This is a genomic window from Mesorhizobium sp. M8A.F.Ca.ET.021.01.1.1 (genome assembly GCF_003998025.1).
Lineage (GTDB): Bacteria > Pseudomonadota > Alphaproteobacteria > Rhizobiales > Rhizobiaceae > Mesorhizobium.
The window spans coordinates 1-17,297 of the sequence record NZ_RZSJ01000063.1 but is presented as its reverse complement, the minus strand read 5'-3'; the positions used below and the strand labels follow the sequence as shown (position 1 = coordinate 17,297).

21 protein-coding genes and 2 tRNA genes are annotated in these 17,297 nt (G+C 63.7%); 10 read left to right on the top strand and 13 right to left on the bottom strand.

All coding sequences use genetic code 11. The features are described 5' to 3' along the window. Both EOA36_RS08060 and EOA36_RS08055 read left to right on the top strand, forming a co-directional pair. Positions 1–474, top strand: a 474-nt coding sequence (locus EOA36_RS08060) for a DUF4142 domain-containing protein (RefSeq protein ID WP_145969126.1), incomplete at its 5' end; no start/stop codon positions are given. Continuing rightward, positions 471–794: a cupredoxin family copper-binding protein gene (locus EOA36_RS08055; protein WP_167531204.1), complete on the top strand. Its 324-nt coding sequence runs from the start codon at positions 471–473 to the stop codon at positions 792–794. The genes EOA36_RS08060 and EOA36_RS08055, both read left to right, overlap by 4 nt. A gap of 160 nt (positions 795–954) precedes the next feature. Here the strand turns inward: EOA36_RS08055 and EOA36_RS08050 are convergent, their stop codons facing one another. Continuing rightward, complete coding sequence (locus EOA36_RS08050) at positions 955–1,845, bottom strand: crotonase/enoyl-CoA hydratase family protein (RefSeq protein ID WP_127276652.1); 891 nt, start codon at positions 1,843–1,845, stop codon at positions 955–957. Positions 1,846–1,930: 85 nt separating this feature from the next. Between EOA36_RS08050 and EOA36_RS08045 the strand changes: the two genes are divergently transcribed. Beyond that, positions 1,931–2,524: a TetR/AcrR family transcriptional regulator gene (locus tag EOA36_RS08045; RefSeq protein ID WP_127276650.1), complete on the top strand. Its 594-nt coding sequence runs from the start codon at positions 1,931–1,933 to the stop codon at positions 2,522–2,524. Here EOA36_RS08045 and EOA36_RS08040 read toward each other — a convergent pair. The 6 genes from EOA36_RS08040 to EOA36_RS08015 all read right to left on the bottom strand — a co-directional run bounded on the left by EOA36_RS08040 (position 2,521) and on the right by EOA36_RS08015 (position 6,981). After that, positions 2,521–3,747: an anion transporter gene (locus EOA36_RS08040; protein ID WP_127276647.1), complete on the bottom strand. Its 1,227-nt coding sequence runs from the start codon at positions 3,745–3,747 to the stop codon at positions 2,521–2,523. The genes EOA36_RS08045 and EOA36_RS08040 overlap by 4 nt on opposite strands. A 149-nt stretch (positions 3,748–3,896) precedes the next feature. Continuing rightward, on the bottom strand, positions 3,897–4,859 hold the full coding sequence (locus EOA36_RS08035; RefSeq protein WP_127276645.1) for a glycosyltransferase family 4 protein: 963 nt from the start codon (positions 4,857–4,859) through the stop codon (positions 3,897–3,899). Between the two features lie 208 nt (positions 4,860–5,067). Beyond that, positions 5,068–5,856, bottom strand: a complete 789-nt coding sequence (locus EOA36_RS08030; RefSeq protein WP_127276643.1) for a GGDEF domain-containing protein — start codon at positions 5,854–5,856, stop codon at positions 5,068–5,070. Positions 5,857–6,047: 191 nt separating this feature from the next. Continuing rightward, entirely contained in the window at positions 6,048–6,269 is a 222-nt protein-coding gene (locus tag EOA36_RS08025; RefSeq protein WP_127276641.1) for a hypothetical protein, read from the bottom strand. A gap of 284 nt (positions 6,270–6,553) precedes the next feature. Beyond that, positions 6,554–6,630 (bottom strand) — tRNA-Arg (locus EOA36_RS08020). 45 nt (positions 6,631–6,675) lie between these two features. After that, complete coding sequence (locus tag EOA36_RS08015; RefSeq protein ID WP_127276639.1) at positions 6,676–6,981, bottom strand: ETC complex I subunit; 306 nt, start codon at positions 6,979–6,981, stop codon at positions 6,676–6,678. 124 nt (positions 6,982–7,105) lie between these two features. On the opposite strand from EOA36_RS08015, the gene EOA36_RS08010 reads away from it, so the two are divergent. Continuing rightward, positions 7,106–7,182: transfer RNA gene (locus EOA36_RS08010), tRNA-Pro, on the top strand. A 146-nt stretch (positions 7,183–7,328) separates the two neighbouring features. Then, positions 7,329–7,715: a hypothetical protein gene (locus EOA36_RS08005; RefSeq protein ID WP_245464286.1), complete on the top strand. Its 387-nt coding sequence runs from the start codon at positions 7,329–7,331 to the stop codon at positions 7,713–7,715. A 190-nt stretch (positions 7,716–7,905) separates the two neighbouring features. Here EOA36_RS08005 and hdaA read toward each other — a convergent pair whose 3' ends face one another. The 3 genes from hdaA to EOA36_RS07990 all read right to left on the bottom strand — a co-directional run bounded on the left by hdaA (position 7,906) and on the right by EOA36_RS07990 (position 10,421). Next, positions 7,906–8,610 carry a DnaA regulatory inactivator HdaA gene (gene hdaA / locus EOA36_RS08000; protein WP_127276636.1) on the bottom strand — a complete coding sequence of 235 codons (705 nt, stop codon included), beginning with the start codon at positions 8,608–8,610 and terminating at the stop codon, positions 7,906–7,908. Between the two features lies 1 nt (position 8,611). Continuing rightward, positions 8,612–9,787: an AI-2E family transporter gene (locus EOA36_RS07995; RefSeq protein WP_127276654.1), complete on the bottom strand. Its 1,176-nt coding sequence runs from the start codon at positions 9,785–9,787 to the stop codon at positions 8,612–8,614. A 79-nt stretch (positions 9,788–9,866) separates the two neighbouring features. Next, positions 9,867–10,421: a CDP-alcohol phosphatidyltransferase family protein gene (locus EOA36_RS07990; protein WP_127276634.1), complete on the bottom strand. Its 555-nt coding sequence runs from the start codon at positions 10,419–10,421 to the stop codon at positions 9,867–9,869. A 206-nt stretch (positions 10,422–10,627) separates the two neighbouring features. On the opposite strand from EOA36_RS07990, the gene purM reads away from it, so the two are divergent. Genes purM through EOA36_RS07975 form a run of 3 tightly spaced genes read left to right on the top strand, consistent with a single transcriptional unit; the run spans position 10,628 to position 12,972 of the window. Beyond that, positions 10,628–11,737: a phosphoribosylformylglycinamidine cyclo-ligase gene (gene purM / locus EOA36_RS07985; RefSeq protein ID WP_127276631.1), complete on the top strand. Its 1,110-nt coding sequence runs from the start codon at positions 10,628–10,630 to the stop codon at positions 11,735–11,737. Then, complete coding sequence (gene purN / locus EOA36_RS07980; protein ID WP_127276629.1) at positions 11,734–12,447, top strand: phosphoribosylglycinamide formyltransferase; 714 nt, start codon at positions 11,734–11,736, stop codon at positions 12,445–12,447. The genes purM and purN overlap by 4 nt, the downstream gene beginning before the upstream one ends. 15 nt (positions 12,448–12,462) lie before the next feature. Further along, positions 12,463–12,972, top strand: coding sequence for a histidine phosphatase family protein (locus EOA36_RS07975; RefSeq protein WP_127276627.1), 510 nt, complete (start codon positions 12,463–12,465; stop codon positions 12,970–12,972). 47 nt (positions 12,973–13,019) lie between these two features. Here EOA36_RS07975 and EOA36_RS07970 read toward each other — a convergent pair whose 3' ends face one another. Then, entirely contained in the window at positions 13,020–13,262 is a 243-nt protein-coding gene (locus EOA36_RS07970) for a DUF680 domain-containing protein (protein ID WP_127276624.1), read from the bottom strand. A gap of 437 nt (positions 13,263–13,699) precedes the next feature. On the opposite strand from EOA36_RS07970, the gene EOA36_RS07965 reads away from it, so the two are divergent. Both EOA36_RS07965 and EOA36_RS07960 read left to right on the top strand, forming a co-directional pair. Further along, on the top strand, positions 13,700–14,377 hold the full coding sequence (locus EOA36_RS07965; protein WP_127276622.1) for a response regulator: 678 nt from the start codon (positions 13,700–13,702) through the stop codon (positions 14,375–14,377). Continuing rightward, on the top strand, positions 14,374–15,732 hold the full coding sequence (locus EOA36_RS07960; RefSeq protein ID WP_127276619.1) for a sensor histidine kinase: 1,359 nt from the start codon (positions 14,374–14,376) through the stop codon (positions 15,730–15,732). Before EOA36_RS07965 ends, EOA36_RS07960 begins: the two co-directional genes overlap by 4 nt. A gap of 25 nt (positions 15,733–15,757) precedes the next feature. Here EOA36_RS07960 and EOA36_RS07955 read toward each other — a convergent pair whose 3' ends face one another. Further along, positions 15,758–16,636, bottom strand: coding sequence for an ABC transporter permease (locus EOA36_RS07955; protein WP_127276617.1), 879 nt, complete (start codon positions 16,634–16,636; stop codon positions 15,758–15,760). Positions 16,637–16,647: 11 nt separating this feature from the next. After that, the coding region (locus EOA36_RS07950) for an ABC transporter ATP-binding protein (protein ID WP_145969125.1) at positions 16,648–17,297 on the bottom strand (650 nt) is incomplete at its 5' end.

The window sequence follows — 17,297 nt, the reverse complement described above, 5'->3', positions numbered from 1 at the left end:
GCCCCGGTCGCGCAAGCCGCCGACAAGCCGACGGACCCGCAGATCGCCCATATCGCCTATACGGCCGGCGTCATCGACATCGAGGCGGCCAAGCAGGCGATCAAGAAATCAAAGAGCAAGGAGGTGATCGATTTCGCCAAGGACATGGAGCGCGACCACGAAGCGGTGAACAAGCAGGCGCTCGATCTCGTCAAGAAGCTGAAGGTGAAGCCCGAGGACAACGCCACCAGCCAGGCGCTGACCAAGGCCGCGACTGAGGAACGCGCCAAGCTCGCCAAGCTGAAAGGTGCGGCTTTCGACAAGGCCTATATCGAAAACGAGGTCGCCTATCACAAGCAGGTCAACGGCGCGCTCGAAACGCTGCTCATTCCCTCGGCCAGCAATGCCGAACTGAAGAGCCTGCTTGAGACCGGCCTCAGGATCTTCCAGGGCCATGAGCAGCATGCCGAACACGTTGCCGGCATGCTGAAATGAAAGCAGGCGCCTTGAAACGTCTGACGTGGCTGGCAATGCTGGCGCTGACCCTTACGGCGGCGCCGGCGGCGGCCGCAACCATCCAGGTGACGATCGACAGGCTCGTCTACTCGCCGGCCAGCGTCGATGCGAAGGTCGGCGACACGATCGAGTGGGTGAACAAGGACGTGATCGCCCATACGGCTACGGTGAAGGGTGGCTGGGAGGTGATGATCCCGCCGAAGAAGTCGGCAAGCCTGAATTTGAAGGCGGCGGGAACCATCGACTACTTCTGCCGCTTCCACCCCAACATGAAAGGCCGCTTGGTGGTGGCGCCGTGAGACTGAGAGATCGATGGCGAAAAGACCACTTCGCCGTCGATCGGAATATTAGAGCAAATCCAGGAAAAGTGCGTGGCGGTTTTCCGTCCGGGATTGCTCCAGGTCTATCGGCCACGGCTCTCTTTGAAGGTTCGGTGACTTGTGTTGCTCCCGCTAGACGTCAAGGGCCGTGTGGCGGCGAAGGCGTCCTGGTCCGCGTCCCGCGCCGGTCGATCGCCAACGAGGCTCGCCGCGCCTCATCGGGCCGTGTGATATGGGTCCACGAACCGTCGTAGCTCGGCTTGCGCCGCTCGATCCACGCATTCAGCCCTTCACGCAGGTCGGCGGTCGGAGCCATGCGGGCGAATTGCTCCGCCTCAATCAGCAGCCCCTCGGCAATACCCTGGTTGAGGCCCCTCGCCACCGCCGTGAGAATGCCGGTGACGGCCGGTCCGGAATGCCGCAGGATACGCTTGGCCAGATCAAATGCCGCCGGCATCAGTTCGGCATGCGGAACAACCTCGTTGACGAGACCCAGCTCAAGCGCCCGCGGCGGCGGAAACCAGTCGCCCGTCAACAGCAGTTCGAGCGCCCGCTTGCGCCCGGCCAGCCTCGGCAGGCGTTGGGTTCCACCAAAAGTCGGCGGCATTGCAAGGTTGATTTCGGGCTTGGCGAACAGCGCACGGTCACTGGCGATGGCGAGCGGAACGGCCTCGGTGATTTCGCAGCCACCGCCAAAGGCAATGCCGTTGACGGCAGCGATGACCGGTTTGCGGAACGCTTCCAGCCGTGCCGTCAGCCGCTGCCCGCGCATGACGAAGTCGCGCATTGCGATATCGGCGCCAAGCGCCACGCTGGCCGAGAATTCATGGATGTCGCCACCCGCCGAAAAAGCCCGCTCCCCTGCTCCGGTGAGGATGACAACCCGGACGCCGTCATCGACTTCAATGTCGTCGAGAACCGCAAGCAGGCGATCGATCAAGGCATAATTCAGTGCATTGAGCTTTTCGGGACGATTGAGGGTGAGGACGGTAACCCCGTCGCGGGTCTCGCTCAGGACAAGATCGGTCATTTGGCTTCCTTCCAGCTTGTTGACGAGTTGGAAGGTTACGTCGTTCGCACCTTGTGTATATTCACTAGTCGGTATACTTAGACCCATGGCCGAAGCACAAAGCCCCACCCGCAAGCGCCTAGTCGATGCCGCAACCAGATTGTTCTACGCGGAAGGAATCGGCCGTGTCAGTGTCGACGCCGTCGCCGAGGAAGCGGGCCTCACCAAGCGGACGCTCTACTACCACTTCAAGAGCAAGGACGACCTCATCGCAGCCTATCTCGACGGCCGCGATCAGCCCAATCTGAAACGGATGGCCGGCTGGTTCGAAGCCGAGCAAGGGGGCGTGGACAGCAAGGTCGAAGCCATCTTCACCAATCTGGCCCGGGCCACGCGCCATCCAAAATGGAAGGGATGCGGCTTCCTGCGCACAGCTGCCGAGCTTGCCTCGATGCCTGGACACCCGGCGGTCGAGGTCGGGGCGCGGCACAAATCCAACTTCGAGACATGGCTGGCCACGGAATTGTCCGGGCACGATATCGAGGGGCCGCAGGCACTGGCCCGCGAGATCGTGCTGCTGATAGACGGCTGCTTTTCGATCATGCTGATCCATCGCAATCCCGACTACGTCGAAGCCGCCGGACGAGCCGCGGCGACGCTGGTCAGGGCGCGGATGTCGGTCAGTCAGATGCAGGGCTAGGCCCCGAACGCCAGCCACGCCGTACCGGCGGCGAGCGTGATCAGTGTCAGCGGCAGGCCGACCTTGAAGAAGGCACCGAAAGACAACGGTGTACCAGCGGCCTTGGATTGTTCGGCGACGATCAGGTTGGCGACCGAGCCGAGCAAGGTGAAGTTGCCGGCCAGCGTCGAACTCATGGCCACCACCAGCCAGGCGCGCTCGGGGTTTTCCAGGCCGGGTATGAATGGCCTGAGCGCCAGCACGGCAGGAACATTGCTCATGATGTTGGACAACACGGCGGTGAACCCCGACAGCCTCCAGACGTCGTCGAGCCCGATGTTCTTGGCGGAGGCGATCATGTCAGGCGTCAGCAGCGTCTTTTCCGCGCCGGCAACCACCACGAACAGACCCGCGAACATGAACAGCAGCGGTCCGTCGATCTCATGGTAGATGCGCGATGGCTTGATGGCGCGCGTGAGCAGCAGGATGGCGCCGCCGATGAGCGCCGCCTTGGCTACGGGAACACCGGCGAAGAAGGCGATCGCCAGCCCGATGCAGACGACCACGGCCTTCAGCACCTGGCCACGATGCATGCGGCCGCGCGAGATGTGTGGCGCCAGTTCGCCGTTGCGCCTGAATTCGGCGCGATAGACGATCCGCACAATGACGATGACCGCGACAAGGCCGAACAAGGCGACCGGCGCGAGCGCCGCCGAAAAGGCCGGATAGGAAATCCCCGACAGCGCGCCGATGACCATGTTCTGCGGGTTGCCCGTGATGGTGGCGACGCTGCCGCAGTTCGAAGCGGTGGCGGTGGCGATCAGATAGGGGATCGGATTGCGGTTGATGACACGGGTGACGTGGACGACGATCGGCGCCATGACCAGGCAGATGGCGTCGTTGACCAGGAAAGCCGACAGCACGCCGGTAAGGAGCGTCACCATCACCAGGAGCATGAACGGCGCATGCGCGTGCTCGATGGCAATGGCGCCGAGACCGCGAAAGGCACCCGATACTTTCAGATGCGCCACCACGATCATCATGCCGAGCAGAAGCGTGATGGTGTCGAAATTGATGGCGCGATAGGCATCCTCCATGCTGAGCGCGCCGATGGCGATCATCGCTGCGCCGCCAAGCAGCGCAATGCCCGCGCGGTCAAGCCGCAGGCCAGGGATGCGGCCGATGGCGACGCCGGCATAGGTAAGGACCAGGATCAGCAGTGCCGCGCCGCCCATCAATGTCATCGGTAGAAGCCCTGCTCGATCTGCCCGCGCGCCGATGCCGGCCGCCCGCGATTCACGTGATGCCAGCTTTAGCGCGATGTCGGGATTGATGCCAAACGGCTAGGTGGCTTGTTGGCGGAGAATATCCGAAGGCAGATGGCGCGGTGCGGCTAACGCCGATAGAAATCCAGCCGTTCTTGCAACGCCTGCGATGAAAACATCTGCTCGACGGTCAGCCGCGCCTTGCGGCCGACCGTCGCCCGCAGGCCCGGGTCGGCTTTGAGATCCGCCAGGATCCGCGCCGCCTGTTGTGTCGTTTCGAACAGGAAGCCGTTTTCGCCATGTCTGATGTGGTCGACGTAGCCACCATGCGAATGGCAGACCACGGGCAGGCCGCAGGCCATCGCCTCGAACACCACCCGGCCGAACGTCTCCACATGCGAACCGGTGCGATAGTAGAAGACGTCGAGCGTCGGCAGGAACTGTTCGGCGGCGAATTCACCCTGCGGCAGGAGTTCGAGTTGCGGATGCGGCGCGAGCTTGTCCTTGAGCGGCGTGCCGCCCTGAATACGGACCGCGGTGCCATCGCCAAGCAATGCCTCATAGAGCGCCACATCGTCGCGGTGATGCTTGTCCGCCGTGTCGCGGCTCAGCCGCCCCACCGTGAACGGACCGTTTGGCCTTGCCCGTCGTGGCGAGAAGCGCCCGATATCGATCGGCGAGGCATGGACGACGCCTTCGACCTGCAGCACGCGCCTCTGAAATTCGGAGATCAGCACCAGTTCGGCAGCCGGCCAACGCAGCAGGCGCGGCCTGCGTGTCGTCAGGGCGATGAGCTTGGGATGAAAGGTGTTGAAGACATAGATCAGCCGGCGCGGCCGCGGGATCAGGTAGGGCCACATTTTGTTGCGCCAATGCGCGCCAAGAAAGACATAGGTGCCGCCATCCGGCACATTGCGTGTTGCCGGCGAGACGCGGCGTATCGGAAATTCCTGCATCAGGCCTTCGGATACGCGCGACGAGGTTGCCCACAGGCACACCCGTGAGTCGGCGCCCAAGAGCCGGTACAACTCCAGGGTTTCGCGCTCACTGCCGCCAAACTGGTTCTGAAAGCCGTTGAATAGATGGATCATGGTCGCGGTGCTTACTCGGCTCTAGCCGGGCGTCTCGCCATTCAATTGCCTGCACCCAAGGGCCGTGCTGTACCCGCGAATGGCACGATCGAGGGACTAAGAAGCAGGACTATTTCTGGCGATACTCCGTACATTACTGCCCGGAGGAAGCACACGGATAATCAAGCGTCAAGCAAGCGGTGGGTGTCAGCCTACTACGAGGCTGCCGTCAGTGCAGGGTAGCGGCGCTGGCCGGAGACGCCAGGGAGGCTTCCGCCGGATCGAAGCTGACCTGATCGCGTCCATTCGATTTCGCGGCATAAAGCCGTCTGTCGGCGGCCGAGAATATTGCCTCGTAGGTGGTCGGCCCGCTGAAGCTGGTACCGCCTATGCTGACGGAAAGCGGACAGGAGCGGCCGCCCGGGGAAAAGTCCATTTCGCGTATCCGTCGGCGGATGCTTTCGGCAACCAGCCAGGATTGCGAGGGGTCGACACCGGGAAGGAATACGCCGAACTCCTCGCCGCCGATGCGTCCGACGATATCGCCGCCGCGCAGCTGGCCCTTGATCGCCTGCGCGATCAGCTTGAGCGCCTGGTCGCCGCAATCATGGCCGAGGCGGTCGTTGATCGACTTGAAGTGGTCGGCATCGATGATCAGCAGCGCGCCGGAACGGGTCTCTTCCTGCTTGCGGGTCTGCTCGAGATAGGCCTCGACCAGCATAGAGAAGGCGCCGCGGTTCAGCACTGCCGTCAGGCTGTCCGTCGCGGCGATGACACTGAGGTCGCGCTGGGCTATCGCCAGTTGGCGGATCTTCCACATCAGGAAAAACAGAAACGAGCCACCCAGCACCAGGGGCAGCAGAAGGTCGGTCAGCTTCGCGCGCCAGACAGACTCGGGCGAAAGATAGGGGAAATTGAACGAATCGACGAAAAACGCCACGGCAATGAAGAATGCCGTGCCGGCGGCGGTGACGGCGATCACCCTGCCCCAGCTGGTCGGCGACAGGTCCAGCTTCATCCCCTTCACTCCGTTAGCCGTCCCTACTATGACGTGCCAACGCAAACAAAATGATAAGACTTTCCTTTCAATTCGAGATCGGATGGCAGGGAGACGGGATCGGATGGCCGGGGGCGGGCACGATCGCCAACAGGCGGCCGTGCCCCGGTGGTTGAAGGCTCATCGGATTCCTGACAGGGAGAATTCCGAAGTCAGCGGTTGGACGCCTGTCCAGCCGCCTCGACGACGAAGGATGCCGCGATCATGTCGTCGGCATCCAGCCACAAGGAACCGTCGCCGGCCCCCATGATGGCGGCGACCTTGTGAAAGGTTTTCATTTCATGGCCGGAAATTTCGGCATCCTGCATGCGGGCCCTGAGTTCGGCGATGCGCCGCACCAAGGCAGGGGACGTTCCAATCTCACGTTTCGACATGGCCTGGCTTCTCCTCCCCCAACCCATTCTCGTTGTGCCCGCCCTACCCTATTCGCCGGACCGCACATTGCCTTTTCATGAGGCTCCACGAATACAAGGCCCCGAACGCCTGGGCTTGGCCGAGGTTCCAACAGGACAGATCACGAAATAATTCCAGGGCCCCCCGCGCCGGTGGGCCCGAGACTGCCGTTTCAGGCTTCCATTGCACGGCGTCGCGGCACTGGCAGGCAAGGGTGAGGATTGGTTGACCTCGTCAGGTCATGCGGCGTAAGCCTTTGAAATTATGGCGATCCCGACAGGATTCGAACCTGTGACCATCGGCTTAGAAGGCCGGTGCTCTATCCAGCTGAGCTACGGGACCGCTGGCCGGCTCGGGGCCGGTAGATGTTCGCGCTGGGCTAGCCGGTCAATGCGTCCAGGGCGTCCTGCGGTCATAGCGGAAATTCTCCGCATAGGAAATCTGGCGGCGCTTGGGCTCTTTCGGCTCTTCGACGCGGAAGGCAAGCCCTTCCTTTTCGGCGTAGGCGACGGCCTCTTCCTTGGTGCCGAAGGTGAGCCTGATCTGGCTTCTCATGTCTCCCGACGTGGTGTAGCCCATCAGGGGGTCGATCTTCTTGCGCATCTCGGGATCGAATTCCAACACCCAGTGGCCGGTCTTGGCCTTGCCGGACTGCATCGCGGTTTTGGCTGGGCTGAAAATGCGCGCGGACATGGCCACCTCATTGTTGTGCAAGGCGGCATCGCCGCCCTAGGGCCGTCATTACTGCGCATTGGCAGCGGCGGCAAGGTTTTTGCACTTGCCATGTAACACCGAAATGAATAGGCAACAGACCGTTCGGAGTGTAGCGCAGGCTGGTAGCGCATCTGGTTTGGGACCAGAGGGTCGGGAGTTCGAATCTCTCCACTCCGACCATCCCTTCTTATCCCATGCGATCTAGGCGCCCTCGCCGGCGACGAGAGCCGCAATCAAGGCCGCCGTGCTTGTCTTGCCCTTGATTGTCCTCGTTTCGCGCCGGCCAAGGTGCGCGCCTTCATCGACTTCGTGCAATCGCGTCTGGATTGAGCGAGCATCAAGGGCTTTTGGCCAATATTCGGGCTTCATCATTTCAGGCTCGCTTCCCTCGCTATTGCCGGCTTAAACTCCGGCAAAATGGGGGATTTGCGGTGCTTGGGATCGATGCTTGGGTGTCGCTGTTCGGGCCGGCCTATTTTGCCTATGCGGGCGTGACGGTTCCCTTCATGGTGGCGTGGGCGATCGCCTGTGCGGCCTTGGCGATGTGGAACAATCGCGAGAGCCGCGGGCACGCCAGGCTGGCACCAGGCATCGTTGCCTCCCGTTCGTGGGCAGCCAGCACCGGGATTTTTGTGCTGGTCGCGGCCTGCTATATTGCCTCGCATTCAGCCGTCTATCTGTTGGTCCGGCATTTCGTCAGACTTTGGCTGTGATTGGCCGCAAGTGAAAGGCAAGCTCGCCGGGCGAGAACCCCAAGCACCTCATTCCCGGCGAGCCTACAACCTGATTTGGAACGCAATCAGGACCGGGGTCAGCCGGCAAGCTCACGCTGCAAGATGGGTGCCAGCTGTTATTTCCCGAAATGGGACGGCGGTTGCGGAGCGATTGTAACATCGAGGCACTCTAAATCTCGAATTCGCCCTGCCCCTCGTCCATGGCGTTGACGGTTTCGGCCGCCAATGCCCTTGTGATCGCCATCTTGCGCTCCAGCGCGGTGCGATCCAGACGCTCCACCACGCGCATCGCGGTGGCCAGCGAACGCTCGATGCGCCGCACCAGATACTGCACGACATGCGGTTCGACCTCGACCTGCCGGTCGGCGAACAGCTTGGTGATGACGCCGGCGAGCAGGAGATCGTCGGGCTCGTGGATCTCGACGGTCGCCGCCGCCTTCAAACGCGAGGCAAGATCGGGCAGCTTGACGCCCCAGGCCGACGGAAAGCGTCGCGCCGTCAAGAGCAGCGTCGAGCCGGCACCGCGCACGGCATTGATCAAATGGAACAGGCCCTGCTCATCGACCGCGCCGATATCGACATCGTCGATCAGCGCCGGCCGCGCACCGAGATTGGCGATGCTGTCGCCCATGCGCCTGGCGTCGACGGCAAGCGCGTTGGCGCGGGCACGCCAGATCGAGGCCAGGTGCGTTTTGCCCGAACCAGCGGGGCCTGCCAGCACCACCACCGGTGCTGGCCAATCCGGCCAGCGGTCGACCAGCGCGGCCGCCTGGTTGTTGGTGCCGGAGACGACCAGCTCGTCGCGCGAATAACCGGTGCCGTGGCCGAGATCGAGCGGCAGCTGGCGCGGCGGGTCGGTTCGCTGGGCAGTCACTTCAGCGACGCGGTTGCGTGCGGTGGCCGCCGCCGCGATCGGCCGGCAACGGCGGCGCGAGCTCTGTCGCATGGCCCTTGTAGAGCGGCGATTCCAGGTAGCGGGCGATGGCGAAGCGTACCAGAACTGCCACCGCCGCGGATGCTGGAACGGCAATCAAAAGCCCGACAAAACCGAACAGCGCGCCGAAGGCGAACAGCGCGAACATCAGCCACACCGGGTGCAGGCCGACGCTTTTGCCGACCAGCCTGGGCTGCAGGATGTTGCCTTCGATGAACTGGCCGATGAAGAAGACCACGGCAACGGCGACGATCATCGTCCAGTCCGGCCAGAACTGGACGAAGGCAACGCCGACGGCCAGCACCAGCCCGGTCAATGAGCCGACATAGGGGATGAAGGAGATCAGCCCGGCGAACAGGCCGATGAGGATGGCGAAGTTCAGCCCCGTCAGCGTCAAGCCGGTGGCGTACATGGCGCCCAGCACCAGGCAGAGCGTGCCCTGCCCGCGCACGAAGCCGGCAGTGGCGGTGTTGATGTCGCGCGCGATGGCGCGCACCGTCGCGACGTTGTCGCGCGGCACCCAGCTGTCGATGACCGCCACCATGCGGTCCCAGTCGAGCAGCATGTAGAAGGCCACGACCGGCGTCACCACGAACAGGCTGACCACCGAGACCAGCGCCATGCCCGAACTCCACAGCGAGGTAAATACGGTGGTGATCAGGCCAAAGCCGGAAGTCAGCAGCGAATTCAATCCGTCGCGCAAGCCATTGGCGTTGACGCCGAATCTCTGTTCCAGCCATTTCGGGTCGAACGACGTGATCAGGCTCTGCAACCGGGTCAGGTACTCCGGCAGCTTGCCGGCGAAATCGGTCATCTGCGTCGCCAGCACCGGAATGAGGATGACGAAGGCCAGCACCAGCACGATCAGGAAGGTAATGAGGATGACCACCGTCGCCATGAAACGGCTGAGGCCGAGCCGCTGCAGCCGGTCGGCGACCGGATCGAGGAAATAGGCAAGCACCATGCCGGCGACGAAGGGCAGCAGGACGCCGCTGAAGACATAAAGGAAAAGCGCCAGGATCGCGGCACCCGCCAGCCAGAAGAAGATCTGGCGGTAGAAGGTCGAAGCCGCCTCTGCCTCCGCCGCCGTCTCGCCGGCCGGAACGTCGACGACCATCTGGTCGTCGACGGTCTTGCCCCGCGTCACCGCTTTGCGGGCAGCCGGCTTGCGGGCAGCCTTGCCGTCGATGGGCTTGTCAGCCCGATTTACCGCCTTCGCCATAGCCGTTCATATGCCTCAGCCAAGCCACGAGATAGGCCGCGGCCGAAGCCACGGTCAAGACCCCGGACAGCAATATGAGGGCGGGCCGCAGAGGGTCGAGGTGCACGGCAAAGGCGAGTTCACCCAGCACGACCGCCGCCAGCACGATCTGTATGGCGGTATTGGCCTTCGACACAAGAAACGGTTTTATCTCGACCGGATGGGCCATCACCGTGGACAACAGAACCGCGCAGACGATCAGCGCGTCGCGTGACACCATGGTGACGACCAGCCAGAGCGGCAATTGCCCGATGAAGCCCATGACGACGAACACCGAAACCAAAAGCAGCTTGTCGGCCATCGGATCGAGATAGGCGCCGAGCGTCGACTGCTGGTCGAAGCGGCGGGCGATGAAGCCGTCGATGCCGTCGGAAACGCCTGCAATAACGAAGCCGGCAAAAGCCCAGTCCCAGCGCGCCTGCAGCATGGCCAGCACCACGGCAGGCACCAGCACAAGGCGCAGGATGGTGATCAGGTTGGGGATGGTCAAAGTATTACCCCGCCGTATTATGCCTGGAGATAGATGAGGGAGATGAAGGGTCGAGGCAAGGGAGCAGCCTGGGGCGAAGCAAACGTTGTGTGCGATGCCCCGGCTATCCACGCTTTTGTCGGGCCAAACGGCGCCCGGTTCGGCCGTTATCCTTGCGGACCGAAACCGTTCATGCGAAGAGCCCGCAAACGAGCAGGAAAATTGCGATGAGCAAGCGCGAAACCGGCCAGCATAAAACGGGCCAGAACAAAACGGCCAAGCGCAAGAACGGGCTCACCTATGCCGAGGCCGGCGTCGATATCGATGCCGGCAATCTCATGGTGGAGAAGATCAAGCCGCTGGTGCGCGCGACACGCCGGCCGGGCGCGGATGGCGAGATCGGCGGCTTCGGCGGTCTGTTCGATCTCAAGGCTGCCGGTTTCACCGATCCGGTGCTGGTCGCCGCCAATGACGGTGTCGGCACCAAGCTCAAGATCGCCATCGATGCCGGCAACCACGACACGATCGGCATCGACCTGGTCGCCATGTGCGTCAACGACATCGTCGTGCAGGGCGCGGAGCCGCTGTTCTTCCTCGACTATTTCGCCACCGGCAAGCTCGATCCCGACCAGGGTGCCGCGATCGTCGGCGGCATCGCGCAGGGCTGCCGCCAGGCCGGCTGCGCGCTGATCGGCGGCGAGACCGCCGAAATGCCGGGCATGTATCACGGCAAGGACTATGACCTTGCCGGCTTTGCGGTGGGCGCGGCCGAACGCGGGCAGCTTTTGCCCACCGACGACATCGTCGAAGGCGACGTGCTGCTCGGGCTAGCCTCCTCCGGCCTGCATTCGAACGGTTTCTCGCTGGTGCGCCGCATCGTCGCCGCCAGCGGCCTGGCGTGGAGCGATCCGGCACCGTTCAACGATGAGGCGACGCTCGCCGGGGCGCTGCTCGAGCCGACCCGCATCTACGTGAAATCGATCCTCAAGGCGATTCGCAACACGCATGGCATCAAGGCGCTCGCCCACATCACCGGCGGCGGCTTCCCTGAAAACATTCCGCGCGTGCTGCCCAAGGACTTCTCGGCCGAGCTTGATCTCGAGGCGATCGACGTGCCGCCGGTGTTCTCGTGGCTGGCGAAGACCGGCGGCGTTGCGCCGGAGGAGATGATGCGCACCTTCAATTGCGGCATCGGCATGATTTTGGCTGTCGCTTCGGGGCAGGCGGCGCAGGTCGCGGCCGTGCTGCAGGAAGCCGGCGAGACGGTGACGCCGATCGGCCGCATCGTGCCGCGCCGCGACGCCGGCGTCATCTATCGGGGCTCGATCGGGCTATGAGCGCGCCGAGAAAACGCGCGGTCGTCCTGATATCGGGGCGCGGCTCCAACATGACCGCGCTGATCGCGGCCGCCAGCGATCCGGCCTTTCCGGCCGAGATCGTCGCCGTCATCTCCGACAAGGCCGACGCCGCGGGCCTCGGCATCGCCAGGGCACGCGGCATCGCCACGCAGGTCATTTCCCGCGCCGACCATGGCGGCAAGCAGGCACATGACGCGGCGATCGACGCGGCACTCGCGGCCTTCAATGCCGACATCGTGGCGCTGGCCGGCTATATGCGCATCCTGACCCCCGGCTTTGTCCAGAAATGGCAGGGTCGCATGATCAACATCCACCCTGCCTTGCTGCCGGCCTTCAAGGGGCTCGATACCCATGCGCGCGCGCTGGCAGCCGGCATCCGCATTCATGGCTGCACGGTGCATTTCGTGACGCCGGAGATGGATGACGGCCCGATCATCGCCCAGGCGGCGGTGCCGGTGATGGTCGGCGACAATGCCGATACGCTGGCAGCGCGCGTGCTGAAGGCCGAGCATCGGCTCTATGCGCTGGCGCTGGGACTGGTGGCCGAAGGCAAGGCACGCATGGAGGCGGGCCGCACCGTGCTTGCCCACTTCGCCGACGATGCCGAGAACGGCACCTCGGTGGTGATGGCGCCCGACCCGCTGCGTGAGGAAGCCGACCTGGAGCATCTGGCGCGGATCACGCCCTGAGCCGAGAACGCGGCCATGAAACAGCTTCTCCTGCTTCGCCACGCCAAATCGAGCTGGGATGATCCTGATCTCGATGATTTCGACCGGCCGCTCGCGGAACGTGGATTGAAGGCAGCCCGATTGATCGGCCGCGAGCTTGCGGCGCGCGACTGGCTGCCGGATCAGGCGCTGGTGTCGTCGGCGCTACGCACCCGCGACACCTGGCGATTGGTGGCCGCGGAGTTGCCGGTGCATCCACGAGTCGCGTTTGCTCAGCCACTCTACGAAGCTTCGGCTGCGGACATTCTGGACCAAATCCATAAGGCCGACCCGTCGAGCCTTTGCCTTGTGGTGGTTGGCCATAATCCGGGGCTTGAGGACCTGGCAGAACAGCTTGCCGGACCGCGATCGGAGGCGAAGGCGCGCAAGAGGCTTGAGGAAAAGTTGCCGACAGCAGCCCTTGCGCGCCTCGTCTTCGAGGGCGAGTGGTCCGCCCTGTTCTCCGCGCGGCTGACGCATTGCCTGCGCCCGAAGGATTTAAGCTAGAACCCATGCCAGGCGGATGCGGCGGACAGTCCGCCGCGCCCGAGACATCAGTTGCCCCAGATGCCCTGGCCGGGCTCCGGCCAGTCGATGGCGGGCTTCATCTTGGTGTCGGCAGCCTTGTGGCTGGTCATATTCGTCTTGTTGTCGACGGCGCCGGTGACTGCGTGATCCACGCCAGCGACCGGGGCAACCGGCTGGTTGGCATTGTCGGAGCCAAAGTGGTCGCTGCCGGCGAACGCACCTCCGGTTGCGATAAGGATAGCGGCGGTAGCGAGAGCAAGCCTGTCCATTTCAATCTCCTGGTTCATCCGTTGGGCGGCGTCTTGGGAGGACGGTTCCGCTGAGGAGAAGACCAGAAGCAGCCTGGTTTTATTCCTGAACGCGAAATGTTTTTTGCCGACTGCGGAGATCGGCTGATGAAGCCAATGCCTTGGGCTCATCCAAAAAAAACAAGAGCCGCGAGCCAAGCCCACCGCTCTTTGTCGTCGAGGTCGTCGAGGCCCTGCGTGGATCAGTTGCCCCAATTGCTCTGGCCTGGGTCCGGCTGATTGGAATCGTCGCTCGGACAGTTTGGAGGTTTCGCCGGCCACGGCCCAAGCCGCATTTGCCTTGCGTTGCGATCGATACTATCGATCATTTTGGGTCCGATTGGCGAATGGGATCGACGATCGAGCCCGAGGCGACCCGTTGAGACCGAAAGCGGGCGGATGCTGGAACGGCAATAGACATGCGATTGCTGCTTGTGGAGGACAATCGCGAACTGGCGGACTGGCTGGGCAAGACCTTGCGCCAGGCGAACTATGTCGTCGACATCGTCCATGACGGCGAGGATGTCGAGCACGCGCTTGCCGCGGGCGACCACGCGCTTGTCATTCTCGATCTTGCGCTGCCTCGCATGGGCGGACTGGAAGTGCTGCGCATGCTGCGAGCCCGCGGCAACCGGGTGCCGGTGATCGTACTGACCGCCAATGCCAGCCTCGATGGCCGGGTCAAAGGCCTCAACGAAGGCGCCGACGATTATCTGGCTAAGCCCTTCCAGATCGAGGAGCTTGAAGCACGCATCCGCGTGCAACTGCGCCGCGTCAATGACCGGACGGCACCGGTCGTTGCCTGCGGCGACCTCGTCTTCGACACCAACACCAGGCTGTTCTCGCTCGGCGGGGAGGCGCTGGCGCTGACGCCGCGCGAACATGCCTTGCTCGAGCAATTGATGATCAAGGCAGGACGCACCGTAAGCAAGGCCGCACTGTCCGCGGCGATCTATGATTTCGAGACCGACGCCGATCCCAGCGCCATCGAGATCTATGTGCACCGTGTGCGCAAGAAGCTTGAAGGGTCGCGCGTCCAGATCGCCACTTTGCGTGGCCTCGGCTATCTCTTGCGCCACGATGATCTGGCGCCATGAGAATTAACAGTCTTCGGCTGCAACTTCTGGCCTGGGTGGTGTTGCCGCTCGCCGGGCTCGCCACCGTCAATCTGTGGACCAGCCATGGCAATGCCCTGGCGACCGCCGATCTTGTCACCGACCGCATGTTGGTCGGATCGGCACGGATGATTGCCGAGCAGGTCGCAATGACCGACGGAGTGATCAACGCCACGGTGCCGCCGGCAGCGCTCGAGATGTTCGACACCGGCGACCGCGACAGGGTCTACTACGGTGTCGAAGCCGCCGGAGGGCGGCTGTTGACAGGCTATCCCGGGCTACCCAAGACGCCTGGACGCCCCAGCATCGAAGCGACCTATCGCGACCAGACGCTGCGGCTGCTGACATTTACGCACGCGGTGGTCGGCGCCGGCGGCGACTCGCCGATATCGGTCACCGTCGGCGTCACGCTTTTCGGCCACGACGCGATGGTGCGGCATCTCTGGTTCAGCGCCTTCACCCAGCAACTGGCGCTGGTGGCGATTGCCGGCGTCTTCGTGCTGCTCGGCCTGCGGCGAGGATTGACGCCGCTCATCCGGCTGCGCGACGCAGTGCGCTCACCGAAACGCAGCGAACTCGACCCCATCGAAGTCGCCGGTGCGCAGAGCGAAATCCGGCCGCTGGTCGATGCGCTCAATGCCTATATGGAACGGGTGCGGGCGCAGATGGCGGCGCAGCGCCGTTTCATCGCCAATGCCGCGCATCAGTTGCGCACGCCGCTGGCGCTGTTGTCGACGCAAGCGAGCTACGCGCTGCGCGAAAACGCTGTGGATGCGCGCAAGGAAGCGCTTGTCGCCCTGCAGGCAAGCTCCGCCCGGCTGGCGAGGCTGGCCGAACAGCTCTTGACCTTGTCGCGCGCGGAACCGGGCAGCCGGCGACCGCGCGCCGATCGCATCGACCTGACGCAAGCCGCGCGCCAAGTGCTGGAAACGCACGCGCCCAGGGCCATTGATCGCAACGTCGATCTTGGCCTCGATGAGACTGGCGCCGTACCGGTCATCGGGGACGGCACGATGCTGCGGGAGATGATCGTCAATCTCGTCGACAACGCCCTGCGCTACACACCGGCAGGCGGCACCGTCACCGTCAAGCTCGCCGCCGCCGGTGGCGAGGCCGTGCTGACGGTTACCGACGACGGGCCAGGCATACCCGCCGACGAGCGCGACCATGTCTTCGAGCGCTTCTATCGGCTCACCGGCGCGACCGACGAAGGCAGCGGCCTCGGGCTCGCCATCGTGCGCGAGGTGGTCGAAAATGCCAGCGGTCGCATCACCCTTGCGGATGGCGCGACCGGCGGCCTGGTCGTCGAGGTGCGCCTGCCGTTGGCCGGCGGCTAGGGGTCCTTGCCCCGCTCCGATCTGCTTACTGCGTCTCGTGCAGCGGCTGCGGACGCCATTTCGCCAGCCGGTTCTCGACCATTGTCATCAGATATTCCGCGCCCAGCGCCACGACCATGATGATGACGATCGCGGCATACATGCCGGCGGCGTCGAAGGAGCCCTTGGCGATGTTGATCAAGAGCCCGATACCATAGCGTGAGCCGACGAACTCGCCGACGATGGCGCCGATGATGGCGAAGCCGAAGCTGACGTGCAGGCTGGCGAAGATCCAGCTCATCGCCGACGGCACGATCACCGAGCGGGTCAGCTGCCAGTCGGAGGCGCCGAGGATACGGGCATTGGCGATCATCGCCCGGTCGGCCTCGCGCACGCCCTGGAAGGCGTTATGGAAGACGACGAAGAACACCATGATGAAGGCCAGCGCCACTTTCGAAGCAAGGCCAAGGCCGAGGATCATGATGAAGATCGGCGCCAGCACCACGCGAGGGATGGAGTTGATGACCTTGATGTAGATGGAAAAGATGTCGGCGGCCATGCGGTTGCGGCCAAGCGCGACGCCGATGATGATGCCGGCAACCGAGCCTGTGACGAAGCCGAGGACGGATTCCTCCATCGTGACGTAGAGATGGTACCAGAGCGGCCCTTCGGACGTGCCTTCCGTCGTCCACTCATAGAGCCTCTGCGCGATCGCGCTTGGCGTGGCGTAGAAGAACGGATCGATCCAGGCCTTGCGCCCGGCGACTTCCCAAGCGGCGAGGAAGACGATGAGGATGGCATACCGCCAGAAGATCACCGTGCGGCGACGATGCTGCGCGGCCTTGGCGGCGGCGGCCTCTATTTCGGCGTCCGAAGTTCCCGGCCTGAAACTTCCTGCCCTGATGTCGATGGTGGCATCGGTCATTGTGTCCTCCCTCACGCGGCAGCGCGGGCATAGCTGGTCTCGACCTCTTCCTTGAGATCGGCCCAGATGGTGCGCGAATAGTCGATGAAGCTTTGCTCGTAACGGATGTCGGCGACGACGCGAGGGCGCGGCAGGTCGATGGTGTAGACCGACTTCACCGTCGCCGGCCCGGCGGTCAGCACATAGACTTTGTCGGCCAGCGCTATTGCTTCCTCCAGGTCGTGGGTGACGAAAACGACCGAAGCCCTGGCTTCGGACCACAGACGCAGCAGTTCCTCGTGCATGAGAACACGTGTCTGCACGTCGAGCGCGGAGAACGGCTCGTCCATCAGCAGAATCTCGGGGCCATTGATGAAGGTCTGCGCCAACGCGACGCGCTTGCGCATGCCGCCGGAGAGCTGGTGCGGATAGTGATGCTCGAAGCGCGCCAAGCCGACGCGCGCCAGCCAGTCGCGCGCCGCGGCCGTCGCTTCTGCCTTGGCCCTGCCACGGAAGAGCGGCCCGGCCATGACGTTCTCGATCACCGTGCGCCATGGAAACAGCGCGTCACTTTGAAAGACGAAGCCGATGCGGGAATCGATGCCCTTGACGGGTGCACCCATGACCCGGACCTCGCCCGCGCTTGGGCTCGCCAATCCGGTGACGAGGTTGAGGGTGGTGG

Bases quoted from the DNA above. Each gene is read 5' to 3' on its own strand.
- EOA36_RS08055 (WP_167531204.1), top strand. From the start codon at position 471: ATGAAAGCAGGCGCCTTGAAACGTCTGACGTGGCTGGCAATGCTGGCG.
- EOA36_RS08050 (WP_127276652.1), bottom strand. From the start codon at position 1,845: ATGACCGATCTTGTCCTGAGCGAGACCCGCGACGGGGTTACCGTCCTC.
- EOA36_RS08045 (WP_127276650.1), top strand. From the start codon at position 1,931: ATGGCCGAAGCACAAAGCCCCACCCGCAAGCGCCTAGTCGATGCCGCA.
- EOA36_RS08040 (WP_127276647.1), bottom strand. From the start codon at position 3,747: ATGACATTGATGGGCGGCGCGGCACTGCTGATCCTGGTCCTTACCTAT.
- EOA36_RS08035 (WP_127276645.1), bottom strand. From the start codon at position 4,859: ATGATCCATCTATTCAACGGCTTTCAGAACCAGTTTGGCGGCAGTGAG.
- EOA36_RS08030 (WP_127276643.1), bottom strand. From the start codon at position 5,856: ATGAAGCTGGACCTGTCGCCGACCAGCTGGGGCAGGGTGATCGCCGTC.
- EOA36_RS08025 (WP_127276641.1), bottom strand. From the start codon at position 6,269: ATGTCGAAACGTGAGATTGGAACGTCCCCTGCCTTGGTGCGGCGCATC.
- EOA36_RS08015 (WP_127276639.1), bottom strand. From the start codon at position 6,981: ATGTCCGCGCGCATTTTCAGCCCAGCCAAAACCGCGATGCAGTCCGGC.
- EOA36_RS07995 (WP_127276654.1), bottom strand. From the start codon at position 9,787: ATGGTCGTCGACGTTCCGGCCGGCGAGACGGCGGCGGAGGCAGAGGCG.
- purM (WP_127276631.1), top strand. From the start codon at position 10,628: ATGAGCAAGCGCGAAACCGGCCAGCATAAAACGGGCCAGAACAAAACG.
- purN (WP_127276629.1), top strand. From the start codon at position 11,734: ATGAGCGCGCCGAGAAAACGCGCGGTCGTCCTGATATCGGGGCGCGGC.
- EOA36_RS07975 (WP_127276627.1), top strand. From the start codon at position 12,463: ATGAAACAGCTTCTCCTGCTTCGCCACGCCAAATCGAGCTGGGATGAT.
- EOA36_RS07970 (WP_127276624.1), bottom strand. From the start codon at position 13,262: ATGGACAGGCTTGCTCTCGCTACCGCCGCTATCCTTATCGCAACCGGA.
- EOA36_RS07965 (WP_127276622.1), top strand. From the start codon at position 13,700: ATGCGATTGCTGCTTGTGGAGGACAATCGCGAACTGGCGGACTGGCTG.
- EOA36_RS07960 (WP_127276619.1), top strand. From the start codon at position 14,374: ATGAGAATTAACAGTCTTCGGCTGCAACTTCTGGCCTGGGTGGTGTTG.
- EOA36_RS07955 (WP_127276617.1), bottom strand. From the start codon at position 16,636: ATGACCGATGCCACCATCGACATCAGGGCAGGAAGTTTCAGGCCGGGA.